Below are 16,880 nucleotides of genomic sequence, written 5' to 3'. Positions count from 1 at the left end.
ATTTAGACGGCCGGCATCTGTAGCAGGAAACGCAAATCTTTTTTAATGATTTCTTTGCAAGGTTCACTTAATTTTGTTTGCAATGTTCGTATAAATTTGAAGGGAATATTTGTAATGCCCTGCAATGGTTACTGAATGAAGTGATTGATACCCAAAAAAATAATATATGTATACGAAAAAAATGGCTTTTTTATGTCTGTTGCTTGTATTTTCCCTGTATGTGATGGCACAGGATATTACTTATTCTGCACCCGACAGAGAAGATGTACGAAATATGAACTATGAAATTTTGGGAAAACTGAAGGGTAATTTTCTGATATACAAAAATTATAGAAATATTCACACCATTAGCGTATATGGAGATGATATGAAGCTGGTTACCAAAAATAAAATTGAAGGTCTGCCGGATAAATTATTCAATGCCGATTTTATTGCTTATCCTGATTACTGTTACATGTTTTACCAATATCAAAAGAAAAACATTGTGTATTGCATGGCACAAAAAATAGATGCAATGGGTAAACAAATTGGCAATCCCCTGGAATTAGACACTACCGTATTGGCATTCAATGCCAGTAATAAAATTTATTCATCTGCCTATAGTGAGAATAAACAACGCATTACCTTTTTTAAAATTAACACCAAAAGCGATAAACAGTATATAGTTACCACACTGTTGTTCAATGCTGATTTAAGTTTACTGCACAGAAGTACAATAAATATTGCTATGCCCGAAAAAAATGATTACCTCACTGCATTTGAAGTAGATAATCATGGCAATCTGGCTTTTTTGCGTGCCTGGGGAACCTCGCAAAATGACAATATTATTGGAATGGATTTTTACTTTAAGCCTGCTATGGAGAATACCGTAGTAGCCACTCCATTAAACGTAAAAGGTTTGTTTTTAGATGATTTACATATAAAATTCGATAATGAAAATCAGCATTGTTTGGTTACCGGTTTTTTTGCCAAACAAAGAAGGGGAAGTGTTGAAGGGTTGTACAATTATATTTGGAATGAAACCAAACTAGCCCCATTGCATGCAGGGATTCTCACATTTAATGATGATTTAAGAAATGATGCAAGGGGTGAAAGCAGTATGCGCAATGCCTTCAATAACTACTATATTCATAACATTATTATGCGAAAAGATGGCGGATACCTGCTTACTGCAGAATCAGCTTATTCCACCTCAAGAGGTAATGCCTACAACCGTTGGGATTATATGTATGGATCACCTTTCTTTAATCCTTATGATTATTATTATGGTTATGGTTATGGCTACGGTATAGGTATGATGGGTTCTTATTTTTATCCCTGGTCTTTTGGTGGCCCAATGAACAGTGTGAACCGGTTTTACGCCGATAATATCATGATTCTTTCTTTCAACCCTGGTGATTCTTTAGAATGGAGTAATGTAATTCACAAATCACAATACGATGATAACTCTGATGCTTTTATAGGATATGGATTATTAAACTCCGGCGATCAATTACACTTTTTATTTAATACTGTTGAAAGGCGCCAATCGCTGCTAACCGACCAAAGTATTACACCCGATGGGCAAATTATAAGAAACCCGTTATTCAAAAATTTAGACAGAGGTTACCAGTTTATGCCAAGGCAGGGTAAACAAACCGGGTTGAGGCAAATGATAATTCCTTGTCAATACCGCGGTTATATTACTTTTGCCAAAGTTGTTTTGTAATATAAAAATGGCAGCGTGGTAAATTTATTCAGGAACAAATCATATAGTGGCATCATTTTTCTGGCGCTGCTGTTTTTAGTAGTGCATTCACATTTTTTTGTGCAGGCTCCCATCATTACCACACCCACCCATAGCGGTTTTTTTGAAGTATTCATTCAGCAATACATACAACCTTTACCCGGGTATTTGCTGTTCCTGATTTATGCTGCATTGGTATTAGTGCAGGCCATTCACTTCAACTTTGCTTTGAACAATGCACACATGTTTCAGCAGCCGGGTTATACCAGCGGCATGGCCTATATACTGCTTTCGGGTTTTTTACCCGGTTGGAGCCAAATTAATGCGGCATTACTGGCCAATACGCTGATTGTGTGGGTATTCATTAAATTAATACGATTATACAATAACCCTGCGCCTAAAACCCTATTGTTTAATATCGGGCTTATTTCGGGTTGCACCATCTTATCTTATCATCCCACCATTACTTTATTATTGGTGATATTTTTTGCGTTGGCAGTTGTAAGGCCTTTCCGGGCAGCTGAATGGTTGGTTCTGTTAATTGGAGCCATATTCCCCTATTATGTGGTGGCTGCTTTTCTGTTTATTACCAATCAAAACAATAATATCTATGGCATTTTACCCCATTTTCAATTAGCCTGGCCATTGGCATTGCCTGCACACTGGTTAAGTATTACCATTGGTTATGTGTTGCTGTTATTCATTCTTTCTTTTTATTTCTGGCAACTGCATGTAAACAGAATGGTGATTCAAATCCGAAAAAACTGGCTGATTGTGTTGGTATTGCTATTGGTTAGCCTTTTTGGACCATTTATTTTTGCCTATGCAGGTCGAACGGCTGCTTTTGTATGGATAATACCTTTATCTGCATTTTTTGCCAATTATTTTTTATATTCCAAAAAAACATTGTTGCCAAACATTTTTTTTTGGCTGGCTTTACTGTTGATTTTTCATAATAATTGGTTATTAGCTAAAATTTAGCGGCATCTTAGCGCAGGCAATTGTAAATTTGCACTGACTGAAAAGTAATGGATAGGGTGCTTAATAATTTTTTGCATTGAACCTAAATAAGCTTTTCTATTGAAATTCATTAAAACCATTGTATGAAATTTGGCGTTGTTGTTTTTCCCGGGTCTAATTGCGATAGAGACATGCAAGATGCATTGCAACAAGATTTGAATAAGGAAGTGGTGATGCTCTGGCACAAAGATAAAGACCTGAGTATGTTTACTACCGATGATTGTATTGTTTTACCTGGAGGTTTTTCATATGGTGATTACCTGCGTTGCGGTGCCATTGCCCGTTTTAGTCCGATGATGGAAAGTGTGATACAATTTGCCAATAAAGGAGGAAAAGTATTGGGCGTATGTAATGGGTTCCAAATTTTATGTGAAAGTGGCCTTTTGCCAGGGGTATTATTGCAAAATATTCATCAGCAATATATATGCAAAAATGTTACTATTACCAATGGTGCAGAAGTTTTTACCATTCCGATTGCACATGGCGATGGAAGGTATTATGCATCAGAAGAAGTGATAGAAAATCTTCAAACGAACAATCAAATTTTGTTTCGTTATTGCGATGCGGAAGGAAATATTGTGGCCAATGCCAATCCGAATGGTGCGCTGTATAATATTGCCGGCATCAGAAATGCCAATGGAAACGTATATGGTATGATGCCACATCCGGAACGGGCCAGTTCACCATTATTGGGCAATACCGATGGCAAAAAAATATTTGCATTATTAGGGTTGGCTTCTTAAAATGGGGGGCAACGGTTAACAGAACTTTTACATCTTGTAAATTGTAATAAATAATCAAAAATAAAATCAACATGAAAAAATTATTGGGTATTTTAATATTGGGAATGTTTTTTTCTGCATCACAGGCACAAATTAAAGATCCGGTGAGATGGAAATATGAAGCAGTTAAAAAAAGTGCAGATACTTATGAAATTGTAATTACTGCTACAGTTGAAAAACCTTGGCACATCTATTCGCAAAATACAGGAGCAGGGGGGCCGGTGCCTACCAGTATTACATTTAAAAAAAATCCATTGGTTACTGTTGGAGGTAAAACAATAGAAGTAGGCAAATTGCAAAAAGTATATGATAATAATTTTAAAACCGAAGTGCTGTATTATTCCGGCCAGGTATTTTTTAAACAAATGGTGAAATTGAGAGGCAATGTTAAAACCAATATTTCCGGCACTGTTGAATATATGGTTTGTGATGATCAGCAATGTTTGCCTCCTACTAAAAAATCATTTGATATTAAATTATAATTTTAAAAATCATTTACTTTTTAGAAAACATACATTTATACATTAAAGTGTTGAATAAGGGCATCATTTGCCAAATTACTGTACTCGAATTGTAAGGATTATTATAAATTTTAGTCTATAGGCTACACCTAAATCAACCATTCATGAAGTATTTGTTTTCATTCTTACTGTTGCTGTTTAGTTTTGCCATACTACTTCAAGCACAGCCACAACATCCGGTAAAATTTTCTTACCAGGCAGAAAGGTTAACAGATACTTCGGGTGTTTTAAAAATACAATTAAAAAGTTCAGATAGTACTGCTTTTTTTGCTGCTGAACAGTCGGCTGCCGATAATCCATTTACGGCGCAATTACATGCCGACAGTAGTACAATAGTTGAATTACATAGGGTAAAAGCAACAGGCAGGGCCATTACTGAAAAAGATAATGGCGGAAATACATTGACCCTTTATCCCGATAGTGTAACTTTTGAATATCCGCTACATTTAACCAAAGACAGCACAACTATTAAAGGAACATTTGTGTGGCTGGGCAAAAAGGGAGAGAATTACCCCAGCAATGAGGAAAAGTTTTTGGTACAGTTGCCATCTGTTTTAAATACAGCAAATAGTACCGGCAATACAGCAGTAGCTGGTCAATCTTTATGGTCTGTTTTTTTGCTCACTTTTGGTGCCGGATTATTGGCCATCATTACACCCTGCGTTTTTCCATTAATTCCTGTTACCGTTAGTTTCTTCTTAAAACGAAGTAAAACCAGAACGGAAGGGATTCGCAATGCGGTGTGGTATTCCATTTCAATTATTGCCATTTATACCATACCCACTTTATTGCTTACTTTAATTTTTGGTGATACAGTATTATACACCATTTCTACTTCAGCAATTACCAATATTTTATTTTTTGCCATATTTATTGTTTTTGCCATTTCTTTTTTCGGTGCTTTTGAACTAAATCTGCCAAGTAGTTGGGCCAATAAAGCCGACCAAAAAGCAGGAAAAGGCGGGTTATCCGGCATTTTCTTCATGGCATTAACACTTGTTATTGTTTCTTTTTCTTGCACTGGACCCATTGTTGGAACATTATTGGGACAAACCAGTGCAAAAGGTGTTAGCATTGCACCCGTAATTGGAATGCTGGGTTTTGGGGTAGGCCTTGCATTACCATTCTCATTATTTGCTTTTTTCCCTTCCATGCTTTCTGCCTTACCCAAAAGTGGCGGTTGGTTAAATTCGGTAAAAGTTACTTTTGGCTTTATAGAATTGGCTTTGGCTTTGAAGTTTCTGTCGAATGTTGATTTAATTTATCACTGGCATTTATTAAATCGTGATGTGTTTCTGGTATTATGGATTGTGGTATTTGGCTTAATGGGCATGTATTTGCTAGGTAAGTTAAAATTTTCTCACGATAGTGATTTGCCTTACTTAACGGTACCCCGTTTGTTTTTTGCCATTATTACTTTTTCATTTGCCTTATATCTGATACCGGGTTTGTGGGGTGCACCGCTGCAACCACTTAGTGGATTTATACCTCCCGCAACCACTCAGGATTTTAACTTAGAAAATTTAAATTATAAAATTGACGACTTGAAGAATGGGCATTTTTCTTCTGCCACAAATAATGGTGTACAACCACTTCCTCCAAAAAAATATACCGATAGGTTAGAAGTGCCATTTGGGTTAACCGCTTATTTTGATTTGGAAGAAGGCATGGCTGCTGCCAAAATTGTAAAGAAACCGATAATGCTTGATTTTACCGGCCATTCCTGCCCCAATTGCCGTAAAATGGAAGAACAGGTATGGAAAAATCCGGATGTATTGCGTAGGATTAAAAACAATTTTGTGCTGGTGAGTTTGTATGTGGATGAGAGTACCGAACTCCCTGCTGCTGAACAAATAACGTTGCCTAATGGCGATAAATTAACAACAGTTGGAGAAAAGAATTTGAATTATGAAGTGACCAAGTTTGGATTGAATGCACAGCCGCTTTACATGTTTCTCGATTTAAACGGCCAGCCCTTGAGTGAGGTGAAGTATGGATATAATCCGGATGTAAGCAAATTCATCCAGCATTTAGACGCAGTAAAACAAAAGTTCAATGCGGAACAAAAATAGAAGCTGCTTTCGTTTTATGATCTAATCACTTCGTTTATAAAACAATTTGGTATTCTACCATCATTTTTCGTAAATTAATTAAGCCATAACGCATACGGCCCAATGAAGTATTGATACTGGTATTGGTAATTTGGGCTATTTCTTTAAAACTCATGTCGGCAAAATGCCTTAAAACAATCACTTCTCTTTGTTCTTCCGGCAAATGACTCAACATGTCATGTAGTTTTTGGCGCGTTTGTGATTGTATCATTGATGTATCTGCACTCTCATTGGTAAGGTTCAGCATATCAAAAACATCTTTATCATCACTGCTAATAATGGGGCCGCGTTTCACTTTTCTAAAATAATCTACACATAGGTTATGCGCTATACGCAAAGCCCATTGAATAAACTTTCCTTCTTCATTGTACCTGTTACTTCGTAGGGTATCAATAATTTTAATAAATACATCCTGAAATAAATCTTCAGCTAAGTATTTATCTTTTACCATAAATAAAATAGAGGTAAAAATTTTTTCCTTATGCCTGTTTACCAACGTTTCTAAGGCAGCCTGATTTCCTTCCTGAAAGGAAAGTATTAAATCGTTGTCAAGCAATTGTTGTAGTGGTTTCATAAGTATTTGTTTGTTGTGGTTGTTCATTTAGAAAATGACCATTCATTGTTTTGGGTGAATATGCCGAATCATTTTTTAAATAGTAACAAAATTTTTTAATGAATACAGTTTTCAGTGCGACAATCTTTTTTCTGTTTACCGCATTATTTCTGTATCCATATATTGTAGGCCTTTACCTCTGGAGGCCGGTAAATAGCTTGAAATTAAATAACATATTTCTCCCTGCAAATTATATGGGTTAATGTTGACAACTATTTATATGTGTTTAACAATATTCACATTTTAAAAACCCGATTGCAACATAACCGCAGGAAATGTGTTTATTTGTTGTAGATATGGTCTCCAAAGAAAAAAAGAAAATAAACTTATTGCCCAAGATAACTGAAAGTAATGATGCTATTTTGGTAAAAGGTGCACGGGTGCATAATCTTAAAAATGTAACGGTTGCATTTCCGCGTAACCAATTCATTGTAGTTACAGGTGTAAGCGGGAGTGGAAAATCGTCTTTAACAATTGATACTTTATTTGCAGAAGGCCAGCGTCGTTATGCAGAAAGTTTAAGTGCTTATGCCCGGCAGTTTATGTCGCGTATGGTTAAACCTGATGTGGATTATATAAAAGGCCTTTGCCCTGCAATTGCCATTGAGCAAAAAGTAATTACCCGTACGCCCAGAAGTACTGTGGGCAGTATGACAGAAATTTATGATTATTTGCGGTTGCTGTATGCAAGAGTGGGGCTAACCATTTCTCCCATTAGCGGTAAAGCGGTTAAAAAAGATGATGTGGCAGATGTATTAACTGCCATTCAACAATTAAAAACCGGAAGTAAATGTTATTTGTTATTTCAATTCAAACAGCATGTATCCCGCTCCGTTATAGAAGAGCTGAATATTTTATTGCAAAAGGGTTTTTCGCGTATTTATTTTTCGGGTACATCTAATGCTCAAAAAGGGCCGGCATTGTATAATATTGAAGATCTGCTGGAAGAAGATGCAGGCTTAGCGCATTCACTTTTTAAAAACAGTGCAGCAGCTTTTGTGCTGGTAGATAGAATGATTGTAAAATCATTTGAAGAAGAAGATATTCATCGTTTATCGGATTCCATACTTACCGCATTTTATGAAGGGGAAGGAGAAATGTTTGTAGAAGTAAATGAGGTAACACTATTGCATTTCAGTAATAAATTTGAATTAGATGGTATTGTGTTTGAAGAACCGGTGCCCAACCTATTTTCTTTCAATAATCCTTATGGAGCATGCCCCACCTGCGAAGGTTTTAGTCAGGTATTAGGTATTGATGAAGATTTGGTAATCCCCGATAAAAGTCTCAGTATTTACGAAGGGGCTGTAGCTGCCTGGAAAGGTGAGAAACTCAGTTGGTGGAAAGATCAGTTTATTCAAAATGCCAAAGGTTTCCCTATTCATAAACCTATTGCCGATTTAACAACAGAACAATATGAACAGCTTTGGAATGGAACCGGAAAAGCACTGGGTATTCATTCATTTTTTAAAGAAGTGGAAGATAATTTATATAAAATTCAATACAGGGTGTTGTTAAGCCGTTACAGAGGCCGAACTACTTGTCCCGATTGCTATGGTTATCGGTTAAGAAAAGAAGCCTTGTATGTGAAAGTAAATGACAAACATATTGGCGAGTTATGTGCCATGCAAATAAAAGATTTGCAGCAATGGTTTCAGGAAATACAACTCAGTCCATTTCAGCAGCAGGTAGCCAAAAGGGTATTGCAGGAAATTGTACAACGCCTGCAAACCATGATGGATGTTGGATTAGGTTATTTAAGTTTAAACCGATTGGCCAATACCCTGAGTGGTGGTGAAAGTCAGCGGATACAATTGGCCAGAAGCCTGGGTAGTAACTTAACCAATTCATTGTATATTTTAGATGAACCCTCTATCGGCCTACATTCCCGCGATACCGAAAAATTAATAAAGGTATTGAAAAACCTGCGTGATTTGGGCAATACGGTGGTTGTGGTAGAGCACGATGCTTTAATGATGCGGGAAGCAGATTATATTATTGATATGGGGCCATTTGCAGCTCATTTGGGGGGGGAAGTTATTGCAGCGGGTAATTACCACGCGATTATTGAAAATAAAAACAGTTTAACAGGAAAATATTTAAAAGGCGAACTGCGGATAGATCCACCTGAAAAATTACGAATTCCCAAAAAATTTATACGGGTAGAAGGTGCCAGACAAAACAATTTAAAAAACATTACCATCGATTTTCCTTTGGAGGTGCTTTGTGTAGTGAGTGGTGTAAGTGGTAGTGGAAAAACCACTTTGGTAAAACAAATTCTGTATCCGGCACTGCAAAAACTAAAAGGGCAGCCTGCAGAAAAAACAGGTGTACACAAAGCCATTACCGGTGATGTTGCAGCCATCGATCATATTGAAATGATTGATCAAAACCCAATCGGAAAGTCATCCCGCAGTAATCCCATCACTTATATCAAAGCTTATGATGGAATTCGGGATTTGTTTTCCCGGCAGCCTTTGTCTAAAATACGTGGTTTTCAGCCCAAACATTTTTCTTTTAATGTAGATGGTGGGCGATGTGATGCTTGCAAAGGAGAAGGCGAACAATTGGTAGAAATGCAATTTTTGGCCGATATTCATTTGCCTTGTGAGGTTTGTGGTGGTAAAAAGTTTAAGGAAGAAGTGCTGGAAGTGCATTATAAAGAAAAATCAGTTTATGATGTACTAGAAATGAGTGTAGATGAAGCTGTTGAATTTTTTAAAGAAGAAAAAAATATTTACCAGTCATTGTTGCCTTTACAACAGGTAGGGTTAGGCTATATTAAATTAGGCCAGTCATCCAGTACATTGTCGGGCGGAGAAGCGCAACGTGTAAAATTGGCCAGCTTTTTAGGGAAGGGAAAGGGGTATGGTCATATTTTATTTATATTTGATGAACCCACAACGGGCTTACATTTTCATGATATCAAAAAATTGTTGCAATCTTTTCAGGCATTAATTCAGCAGGGGCATTCGTTGATAGTGATTGAACATAATACTGATATCATTCATTCGGCCGACTGGGTAATTGATTTAGGGCCGGAGGCAGGCGATGCAGGAGGGTATCTGGTATATGCCGGCCATCCAAAAGAATTGAAGCATGTAGCCCAAAGTTATACCGGAAAATTTCTGTAAAACCCTTAGTTTTGCCCTTTTGAAAGGGTAATTCCTGCAAAAAACATAGAAAATCAATAATTTTTTTATCAAAATTTTCATATTTCGGTTGTATAAGTATATCTTTGCAGCCCCAAAAATTGTATGTCGAAACAACCGCTGATTAAACAAGATGGAATCATTCTCGAAGCATTGAGTAATGCAATGTTTAGAGTAAGACTGGAAAATGGCCACGAAATTTTGGCAACTATTTCAGGAAAAATGCGGATGCACTATATTCGGATTTTACCGGGCGATAAAGTAGGAGTGGAAATGAGCCCATACGATTTAAGCAGGGGAAGAATTATATTCAGATATAAATAGATATAAATAAGAGCGTTAGATTTAAAAAAGCGAATAGCAAAACACCTTTATATGAAAGTAAGAGCTTCAATTAAAAAACGCAGCGCCGATTGCAAAATTGTAAAACGCAAAGGGAAGTTGTACGTAATTAACAAAAAGAATCCTCGTTACAAACAACGTCAGGGATAATTTGAAAACAAATAAAAACTAAAATTCAGATATGGCTCGTATTGCCGGTATTGACTTACCTAAGAACAAAAGAGGCGAAATTGGCTTAACCTATATTTATGGAATAGGCCCCTCTACTGCACGTTATATACTTGATAAATGTGGTATTGACTACAATAAAAAAGTAAATGAATGGAATGATGATGAACTGACTGCCATCAGAAATACCATTACCAACGAATTTAAGGTAGAAGGCCAGTTGCGCAGTGAAGTTCAAATGAGTATTAAACGTTTGTTGGATATTGCCTGCTACAGAGGCTTGCGTCATCGTAAAGGGCTGCCCGTTCGCGGACAACGTACCAAAACCAACAGCCGCACTCGTAAAGGAAAGCGTAAAACTGTTGCCGGTAAGAAGAAAGCAGTGAAGAAATAAATTGATGAAATATCCCTTCTACAAGAGGTATTTCATTTTTTTATATTTGGAACAACATTGGATCCCTGCCGGGCAGGAGGAGAGTTGTATCCGGGTTTCGATGTTCGAAATCAATTTTTTAAACCGATTACCTCAAAACAATTATGGCAAAAACTTCAAAAGCACAAAACAGCGCAAAAGCTGCTGCTAAAAAAAGAATTGTAAAAGTAGATGCTGCCGGTGATGTACATATCAGCGCTACCTTCAACAACATCATCATTTCATTTACCAACAAACAAGGTCAGGTAATCAGCTGGTCATCTGCCGGTAAAATGGGTTTCCGTGGTTCTAAAAAAAATACACCTTATGCTGCTCAAATGGCTGCCGCCGATGCTGCAAAAGTAGCTTCAGATGCCGGATTGAGAAGAGTGGATGTGTTTGTGAAAGGCCCCGGTGCAGGCAGAGAAGGAGCTATTCGCTCCATTGCGCAAAATGGGATTGAAGTAACATCTATCAAAGATATTACTCCTTTACCGCATAATGGTTGCCGCCCTCCCAAAAAACGCAGGGTTTAATTCTTCGTTTATTTTTGAATCATTATAAAGGAACAGGTATTGATTTTAGATTTTTAATGATAGCTGTTCGACACTAAAAAATCATAATTTTAAATTACTCTATGGCAAGGTACACAGGTCCAAAGACCAAAATCTGCAGAAAATTTGGAGAACCTATTTTAGGGAATGCCAAATATTTAGACAAAAACAGCAACCCTCCGGGGCAGCATGGCGCTTCAAAAAAGCGTAAAACTTTAGGTGAATATGCTTTACAGTTGAAAGAAAAACAAAAAGCAAAATATACCTACGGTTTATTAGAACGCCAGTTCCGTAAAACCTTTGATGAAGCCTCTCGTATGAAAGGTGTAAAAGGTGAAAACTTAATTAAATTGCTGGAAGCTCGTTTAGACAATACTGTATTTCGTTTAGGATTAGCAGCATCCCGTCCTGAAGCACGTCAATTGGTTACACACAAACACATTACCGTGAATGGTGAAACCATGAACATTCCTTCTTATTCATGCAAACCCGGCGATATTATTGCTTACAAAACAAAGAGCCTGCACAATTCTTCCATTACCAGCAAGGTACGTGGTAAAAATGCAAAAATCAACTGGTTAGATTGGAATGAAACTGAAAAGAAAGGTACATTTATAACCTACCCTGAAAGGGAAGCAGTACCAGAAAACATCAAAGAACAACTGATTGTAGAATTGTATTCTAAATAATTTGTTCCCTTTTTCAGTTAATTAAAGCAAACCAAATTATTCAGCCTCATGTTGGGGTTGATGAAAAATAAAAACCAAGTTTTAATATGGCCATATTAAACTTTCAAAAGCCCGATAAAATTGTTTTACAAAAAGCAACCGATTTCGAAGGCTTATTTGAATTTCGCCCACTTGAACCAGGTTATGGTTTAACTGTTGGCAACGCTTTACGTCGTGTATTATTAAGTAGCTTAGAAGGTTTTGCTATTGTAGGTATTAAAATTGATGGTGTAGACCATGAATTTGCTACCATTAAAGGTATTACTGAAGATGTTACTGAAATTATTCTGAACTTAAAACAAGTTAGAATTAAACGTACTACTGATCAGGAAGTTGCTAACGAAAAAATTACACTTTCTGTAAAAGGCGTAACCGAATTTAATGCAGGTATGATTGGTGCTGCTACTTCCAGTTTTCAGGTAATGAATCCCGAACTGGTCATTTGTACCATGGATACTACCGCAAAATTAGATATTGAATTAACCATTGCCAAAGGCCGTGGTTATGTTCCCGCTGAAGAAAATAAACCCAAGGATGCACCATTTGGCTACATCGCAATTGATTCTATTCATACACCCATCAAGAATGTAAAATATTCTATTGAAAATTATCGTGTAGAACAAAGAACCGATTTCGAGAAACTGATTTTAGAAGTGGCCACCGATGGTACCATTCATCCGGAAGAAGCCGTAAAACAAGCTTCACGCATTCTGATTCAACACCTGATGATTATTACGGATGAAAACATCACATTCGATAATAAAGAAGATAAAAAAGAAGATGTAGTTGACGAGCAAATTTTGCAATTGCGTAAAGTATTGAAAACACCGCTGGAAGATTTAGATCTTTCTGTGCGTGCTTTCAACTGCCTGAAAGCTGCAAAAATTAATTCGTTGAGCGAACTGGTTCAATACGAGCAGGAAGACCTGATGAAGTTTAGAAACTTTGGTCAGAAATCATTATCTGAAATTGAACAGGTATTGCACGAAAGAGGTTTACACTTTGGTATGGATTTACAAAAGTTAGGTCTTGATAATTTAGATAATTAAACAAAACAATCAGGCGTTTATTCATTCGCCTTATTATTCACAGCTTATATTCCTGACACGGTATAAGCTTTAAAACTAAAAGTCATGCGTCACGGAGACAAAATCAAAAATCTTGGCCGTAAAAAGGCACACAGAGAAGCACTTTTATCCAACTTAGCCAGTGCTTTAATTATGCACAAGCGTATTGTAACTACTTTAGCAAAAGCTAAAGCCTTGCGCACTTATGTTGAACCCCTATTAACCAAAACTAAAAAGGGTGAAACCAAAGAGCAAATCAGCCATCAGCACAGAGTAGTTTTCAGCTATCTGCAAAATAAGGCAGCAGTAAAAGAATTGTTTACTGTAGTGGCTCCTAAAATTGCTTCAAGACCCGGTGGTTATACCCGTATCATCAAATTGGGCATCCGACCCGGTGATAATGGTGAGATTGCCATGATTGAATTGGTAGATTTCAATGAAATTTACGGTAAAACAGCCAATGCAGCAGCTGAACCTGCAAAGAAAACAAGACGTGGTCGCCCTAAAAAATCTACTGAAACTATAGAAATAGCAACAAATGCTGCTGAAACTGTTCAGGCAGAATCGGCAACTGATATTGCTTCAACCGAAACAAAAGCAGCAGAATAAGTGAAAGCTTTTAAAAATATCAATCAAGCAAGACTGAATGGTCTTGCTTTTTTTATGTGTACAGCGGCCTTTTGCATTGAGGAAAACTTTTTATGTACACCTGCTTTAAAAACATTTTATTTGCACAACAATTTCCGTACACTATGAATCAGGAACAACATCCCGCCGTTTTATTATTAGCCGATGGAACCTTTTTACAAGGTTTTGCATTTGGAAAAAAAGGTACCACTACCGGTGAAATATGTTTTAATACCGGAATGACGGGCTATCAGGAAGTTTTTACCGACCCCAGCTATGCCGGACAGGTGTTAATTATGAATAATGTACATATTGGTAATTATGGTGTAAAAAATACCGATACGGAAAGTAATAGTGTAAAAATTAAAGGCTTAATTGGCCGTAATCTGGAAGAACAATACAGCCGCTATATGGCAGAATCTTCTTTACAAGCCTATTTGTTGGAAAATAATATTGTTGCCATTGAAGGGGTAGATACCCGTGCTTTGGTAGCACATGTTAGAACCAAAGGCGCCATGAATTGCATTATTTCGTCAGAAATATTTGATATAGATACATTAAAGAAAATATTATCAGCCTGTCCTGATATGGATGGTTTAGAATTAGCCAGTACAGTGAGTACTGATGCCATTTATGAAATGGGCCAACGGGATGCCGCATATAAAATTGCCGTAATGGATTACGGTGTTAAAAAACATATTTTGGTTAGTTTAGTGCAACGGGGTGCTTATTTAAAAGTATTCCCTGCCAAAACACCCATTGAAACCCTAAAAGCCATGAATCCCGATGGTTACTTTCTTTCCAATGGACCCGGCGATCCTGCTGCCATGCCTTATGCCGTTAAAACGGTACAACAAATTTTAGCAGATAATAAACCTGTATTTGGAATATGTTTAGGACATCAGTTATTGGCATTGGCCAACGGTATTGCTACTTTTAAAATGCACCATGGCCATAGAGGCTTAAACCATCCGGTAAAAAATATCATCACGGGGCAATGTGAAATTACTACACAAAATCATGGTTTCGGGATTGATCCTGTTGCCGTAAAAGCACATGCCGATGTGGAAGTAACGCATGTTAATTTGAATGATGAAAGTATTGAAGGTATTCGCTTAAAAAACAAGCCGGCATTTAGTGTGCAATATCATCCTGAATCTACGCCCGGCCCCCATGATTCCAGGTATTTGTTCGATGATTTTATTCAGTTAATCAAACAGCATCAAAACTAATACGCTTGCCATTCAAAAAATAGTATTTAGATTAGTACCCATTGCTGATACAATCATGGGTATTATTTAGTAATATTACAATGATCATGCGGGCTATTCAAACTGCACCGCACCATCTAAGCAACTGTTTTACATGAAAATAGCAATCATCAATGGTCCTAATTTAAATCTGCTCGGTAAGCGAGAACCCGATGTATATGGGCACCAGACATTTGAAAACTATTTTATTACGCTACAAAATAAATTTCCTGATATTCATTTCAGTTATTTTCAAAGCAATGTAGAAGGTGAGCTGATTAATGCTTTACAGCAGTTTGGTTTTAATTATGATGGAATTGTTTTGAACCCGGGAGGTTATACACATACTTCCGTTGCCATTGGCGATGCAATTGCTGCCATCACAACACCCGTAATAGAAGTGCATATTTCAAATGTACATGCCAGAGAAGATTTTCGAAAAATATCACACGTCAGTGCTAAATCTGTAGGCAGCATTATTGGGCTTGGTTTAAAGGGATATGAATTGGCTGTAAATTTTTTTTCAGCACAGCAATAATTTAGTTGGATTGCGCTTTTTTTATACAGGAATGACTGCGTTATTTTGTAAATAGTTATCAATATAACTCCATACCATTTGTGTAGGTATGCCGCTTATACAGGGGCGTGTAATACAGGATGTTTTACGGTGATTGGTAGCACTTACACAAGGCGAGCAGGGCAGGCCTAAATAAATGGGCGTTGCATTGCCGCCCAACGGTAAATACAAATGTGGTGTTTCAGGTCCGAAAATGACAAAAACTTTTAAATTGGTTACCGCTGCAAAATGAGCTGGTCCTGAATCATTGGTGAGCATTAACTTGGAAATAGAATATAAAGGAATGAGTTCTTCAAATTTAAAAGTACCTGCTGCGTTTATACAGCGTGCATCATTTACCCTATTCACCACATTGGCTACATAATCAAATTCAGCGGCAGCACCGGTGGCTAATACAATACCTTCTTTATCTGCCGCCAATAATAACTGCCCAATTTCTGCAAAACGTTCGGGCAGCCATTTGCGTTGTGGCAGCAAATCAGATGCATTTACATTTAATAAGTAAATATTTTGATGGGTATAAGAAGGGTATAGTTGCTTTATTTTAGATTGAACGGTTGTAACGGCCTGCGGATTAACCCCGGCTTTTTCTAAATGAATATCGTTGAAATGAACCGGGGTAGTTGCATAAAAAGTATCATGATAGCCTAATGCGGTATTAATTAATGAATAAAAATTAACGGCAATGTGTACATGCGGATTATAACGAACCGGATAGTTAATCAGATTGCCTCTATATAAACCTTCATCATGCGGACTGGCAAAGCCCACTCTGGATAGTGCACCTGAGAAAAAAGTAAGGATAGCCGTAAAGCGGGAGAATAATTCCAAATCAATCACCGTGGTTATTTTTTTCTTCCTGCACCAAAATATAAAGCGAATAACATCCATAAATAAAATACCGATATTTTCTGAGCGCATTCTGAAAATATGTTCAGATGGAACAGTATTTAAAATTTCTAAACTTTTGCTATTCGATTTAAAAATGACAAAGTAGAGTTCTGCCCGGGCTTCCTGTTGCAGTTTACGCATGGCAGGGTCAACAATAATGGCGCTGCCCATTTCAGATAATTCTATAAACAGGGTTCTGCTTAAATCAGGTTTAGGAGGTATGGTTCTAAAAATCCGGGCAATTAATGCAATGATGGATAAAAGAAAAGTAAGCGGAACGCCTGCATACTTATCTATTTCACGCATGGTATCTACTTTCATGTGTTCTTTTTTATATTT

General features: G+C 37.0%; 17 protein-coding genes. 15 read left to right on the top strand and 2 right to left on the bottom strand.

Annotated elements, in window-relative coordinates; translation table 11 throughout:
- The first annotated feature begins 166 nt into the window (after positions 1-166).
- From AC3QLY_RS15780 to AC3QLY_RS15760, 5 genes are all read left to right on the top strand, one after another.
- Positions 167-1,708, top strand: a complete 1,542-nt coding sequence (locus AC3QLY_RS15780; protein WP_492990071.1) for a hypothetical protein — start codon at positions 167-169, stop codon at positions 1,706-1,708.
- A gap of 15 nt (positions 1,709-1,723) precedes the next feature.
- Positions 1,724-2,707, top strand: a complete 984-nt coding sequence (locus AC3QLY_RS15775; RefSeq protein WP_288073307.1) for a hypothetical protein — start codon at positions 1,724-1,726, stop codon at positions 2,705-2,707.
- A gap of 122 nt (positions 2,708-2,829) precedes the next feature.
- Entirely contained in the window at positions 2,830-3,489 is a 660-nt protein-coding gene (gene purQ / locus AC3QLY_RS15770) for a phosphoribosylformylglycinamidine synthase subunit PurQ (RefSeq protein ID WP_218330662.1), read from the top strand.
- A gap of 71 nt (positions 3,490-3,560) precedes the next feature.
- Positions 3,561-4,010 (top strand): protein-disulfide reductase DsbD domain-containing protein, encoded by a 450-nt coding sequence (locus AC3QLY_RS15765; protein ID WP_081300477.1) that lies wholly within the window; start codon positions 3,561-3,563, stop codon positions 4,008-4,010.
- A 143-nt stretch (positions 4,011-4,153) separates the two neighbouring features.
- Positions 4,154-6,121, top strand: coding sequence for a protein-disulfide reductase DsbD family protein (locus AC3QLY_RS15760; RefSeq protein ID WP_081301333.1), 1,968 nt, complete (start codon positions 4,154-4,156; stop codon positions 6,119-6,121).
- Positions 6,122-6,155: 34 nt separating this feature from the next.
- On the opposite strand, the gene AC3QLY_RS15755 is transcribed toward AC3QLY_RS15760, so the two are convergent.
- The gene (locus AC3QLY_RS15755) at positions 6,156-6,734 is read right to left on the bottom strand and encodes a sigma-70 family RNA polymerase sigma factor (protein ID WP_074418023.1); all 579 of its coding nucleotides are present in this window, start codon (positions 6,732-6,734) and stop codon (positions 6,156-6,158) included.
- A 314-nt stretch (positions 6,735-7,048) separates the two neighbouring features.
- Here AC3QLY_RS15755 and uvrA point away from each other — a divergent pair, with 314 nt between their 5' ends.
- The 10 genes from uvrA (at position 7,049) to aroQ (ending at position 15,611) form a co-directional block, all read left to right on the top strand.
- Complete coding sequence (gene uvrA, locus AC3QLY_RS15750; RefSeq protein ID WP_492990068.1) at positions 7,049-9,907, top strand: excinuclease ABC subunit UvrA; 2,859 nt, start codon at positions 7,049-7,051, stop codon at positions 9,905-9,907.
- 123 nt (positions 9,908-10,030) lie between these two features.
- The gene (gene infA, locus AC3QLY_RS15745) at positions 10,031-10,249 is read left to right on the top strand and encodes a translation initiation factor IF-1 (RefSeq protein ID WP_068245579.1); all 219 of its coding nucleotides are present in this window, start codon (positions 10,031-10,033) and stop codon (positions 10,247-10,249) included.
- A 51-nt stretch (positions 10,250-10,300) separates the two neighbouring features.
- On the top strand, positions 10,301-10,417 hold the full coding sequence (gene ykgO, locus AC3QLY_RS15740) for a type B 50S ribosomal protein L36 (RefSeq protein ID WP_026774906.1): 117 nt from the start codon (positions 10,301-10,303) through the stop codon (positions 10,415-10,417).
- A gap of 31 nt (positions 10,418-10,448) precedes the next feature.
- Positions 10,449-10,829 carry a 30S ribosomal protein S13 gene (rpsM, locus tag AC3QLY_RS15735; RefSeq protein WP_068245576.1) on the top strand — a complete coding sequence of 127 codons (381 nt, stop codon included), beginning with the start codon at positions 10,449-10,451 and terminating at the stop codon, positions 10,827-10,829.
- Between the two features lie 143 nt (positions 10,830-10,972).
- The gene (gene rpsK / locus AC3QLY_RS15730) at positions 10,973-11,383 is read left to right on the top strand and encodes a 30S ribosomal protein S11 (RefSeq protein ID WP_074418013.1); all 411 of its coding nucleotides are present in this window, start codon (positions 10,973-10,975) and stop codon (positions 11,381-11,383) included.
- 101 nt (positions 11,384-11,484) lie between these two features.
- On the top strand, positions 11,485-12,090 hold the full coding sequence (gene rpsD / locus AC3QLY_RS15725) for a 30S ribosomal protein S4 (RefSeq protein ID WP_492990064.1): 606 nt from the start codon (positions 11,485-11,487) through the stop codon (positions 12,088-12,090).
- 86 nt (positions 12,091-12,176) lie between these two features.
- Positions 12,177-13,178, top strand: a complete 1,002-nt coding sequence (locus tag AC3QLY_RS15720; protein WP_074418014.1) for a DNA-directed RNA polymerase subunit alpha — start codon at positions 12,177-12,179, stop codon at positions 13,176-13,178.
- A gap of 84 nt (positions 13,179-13,262) precedes the next feature.
- Positions 13,263-13,805, top strand: coding sequence for a 50S ribosomal protein L17 (gene rplQ / locus AC3QLY_RS15715; RefSeq protein ID WP_492990062.1), 543 nt, complete (start codon positions 13,263-13,265; stop codon positions 13,803-13,805).
- Between the two features lie 143 nt (positions 13,806-13,948).
- A complete protein-coding gene (carA, locus tag AC3QLY_RS15710; protein ID WP_074418025.1) occupies positions 13,949-15,055 on the top strand; it encodes a glutamine-hydrolyzing carbamoyl-phosphate synthase small subunit in 1,107 nt (368 codons plus the stop codon).
- Between the two features lie 133 nt (positions 15,056-15,188).
- Positions 15,189-15,611, top strand: a complete 423-nt coding sequence (gene aroQ / locus AC3QLY_RS15705) for a type II 3-dehydroquinate dehydratase (RefSeq protein WP_074418016.1) — start codon at positions 15,189-15,191, stop codon at positions 15,609-15,611.
- Positions 15,612-15,632: 21 nt separating this feature from the next.
- Here aroQ and AC3QLY_RS15700 read toward each other — a convergent pair whose 3' ends face one another.
- The gene (locus tag AC3QLY_RS15700) at positions 15,633-16,862 is read right to left on the bottom strand and encodes a glycosyltransferase family 9 protein (RefSeq protein WP_074418017.1); all 1,230 of its coding nucleotides are present in this window, start codon (positions 16,860-16,862) and stop codon (positions 15,633-15,635) included.
- Positions 16,863-16,880: the final 18 nt, after the last annotated feature.

It is taken from the genome of Hydrotalea sp. GW822-HT8A01 (genome assembly GCF_058798575.1).
The sequence above is the reverse complement of the archived record's forward strand: the minus strand, read 5'-3'. Positions and strand labels throughout refer to the sequence as shown.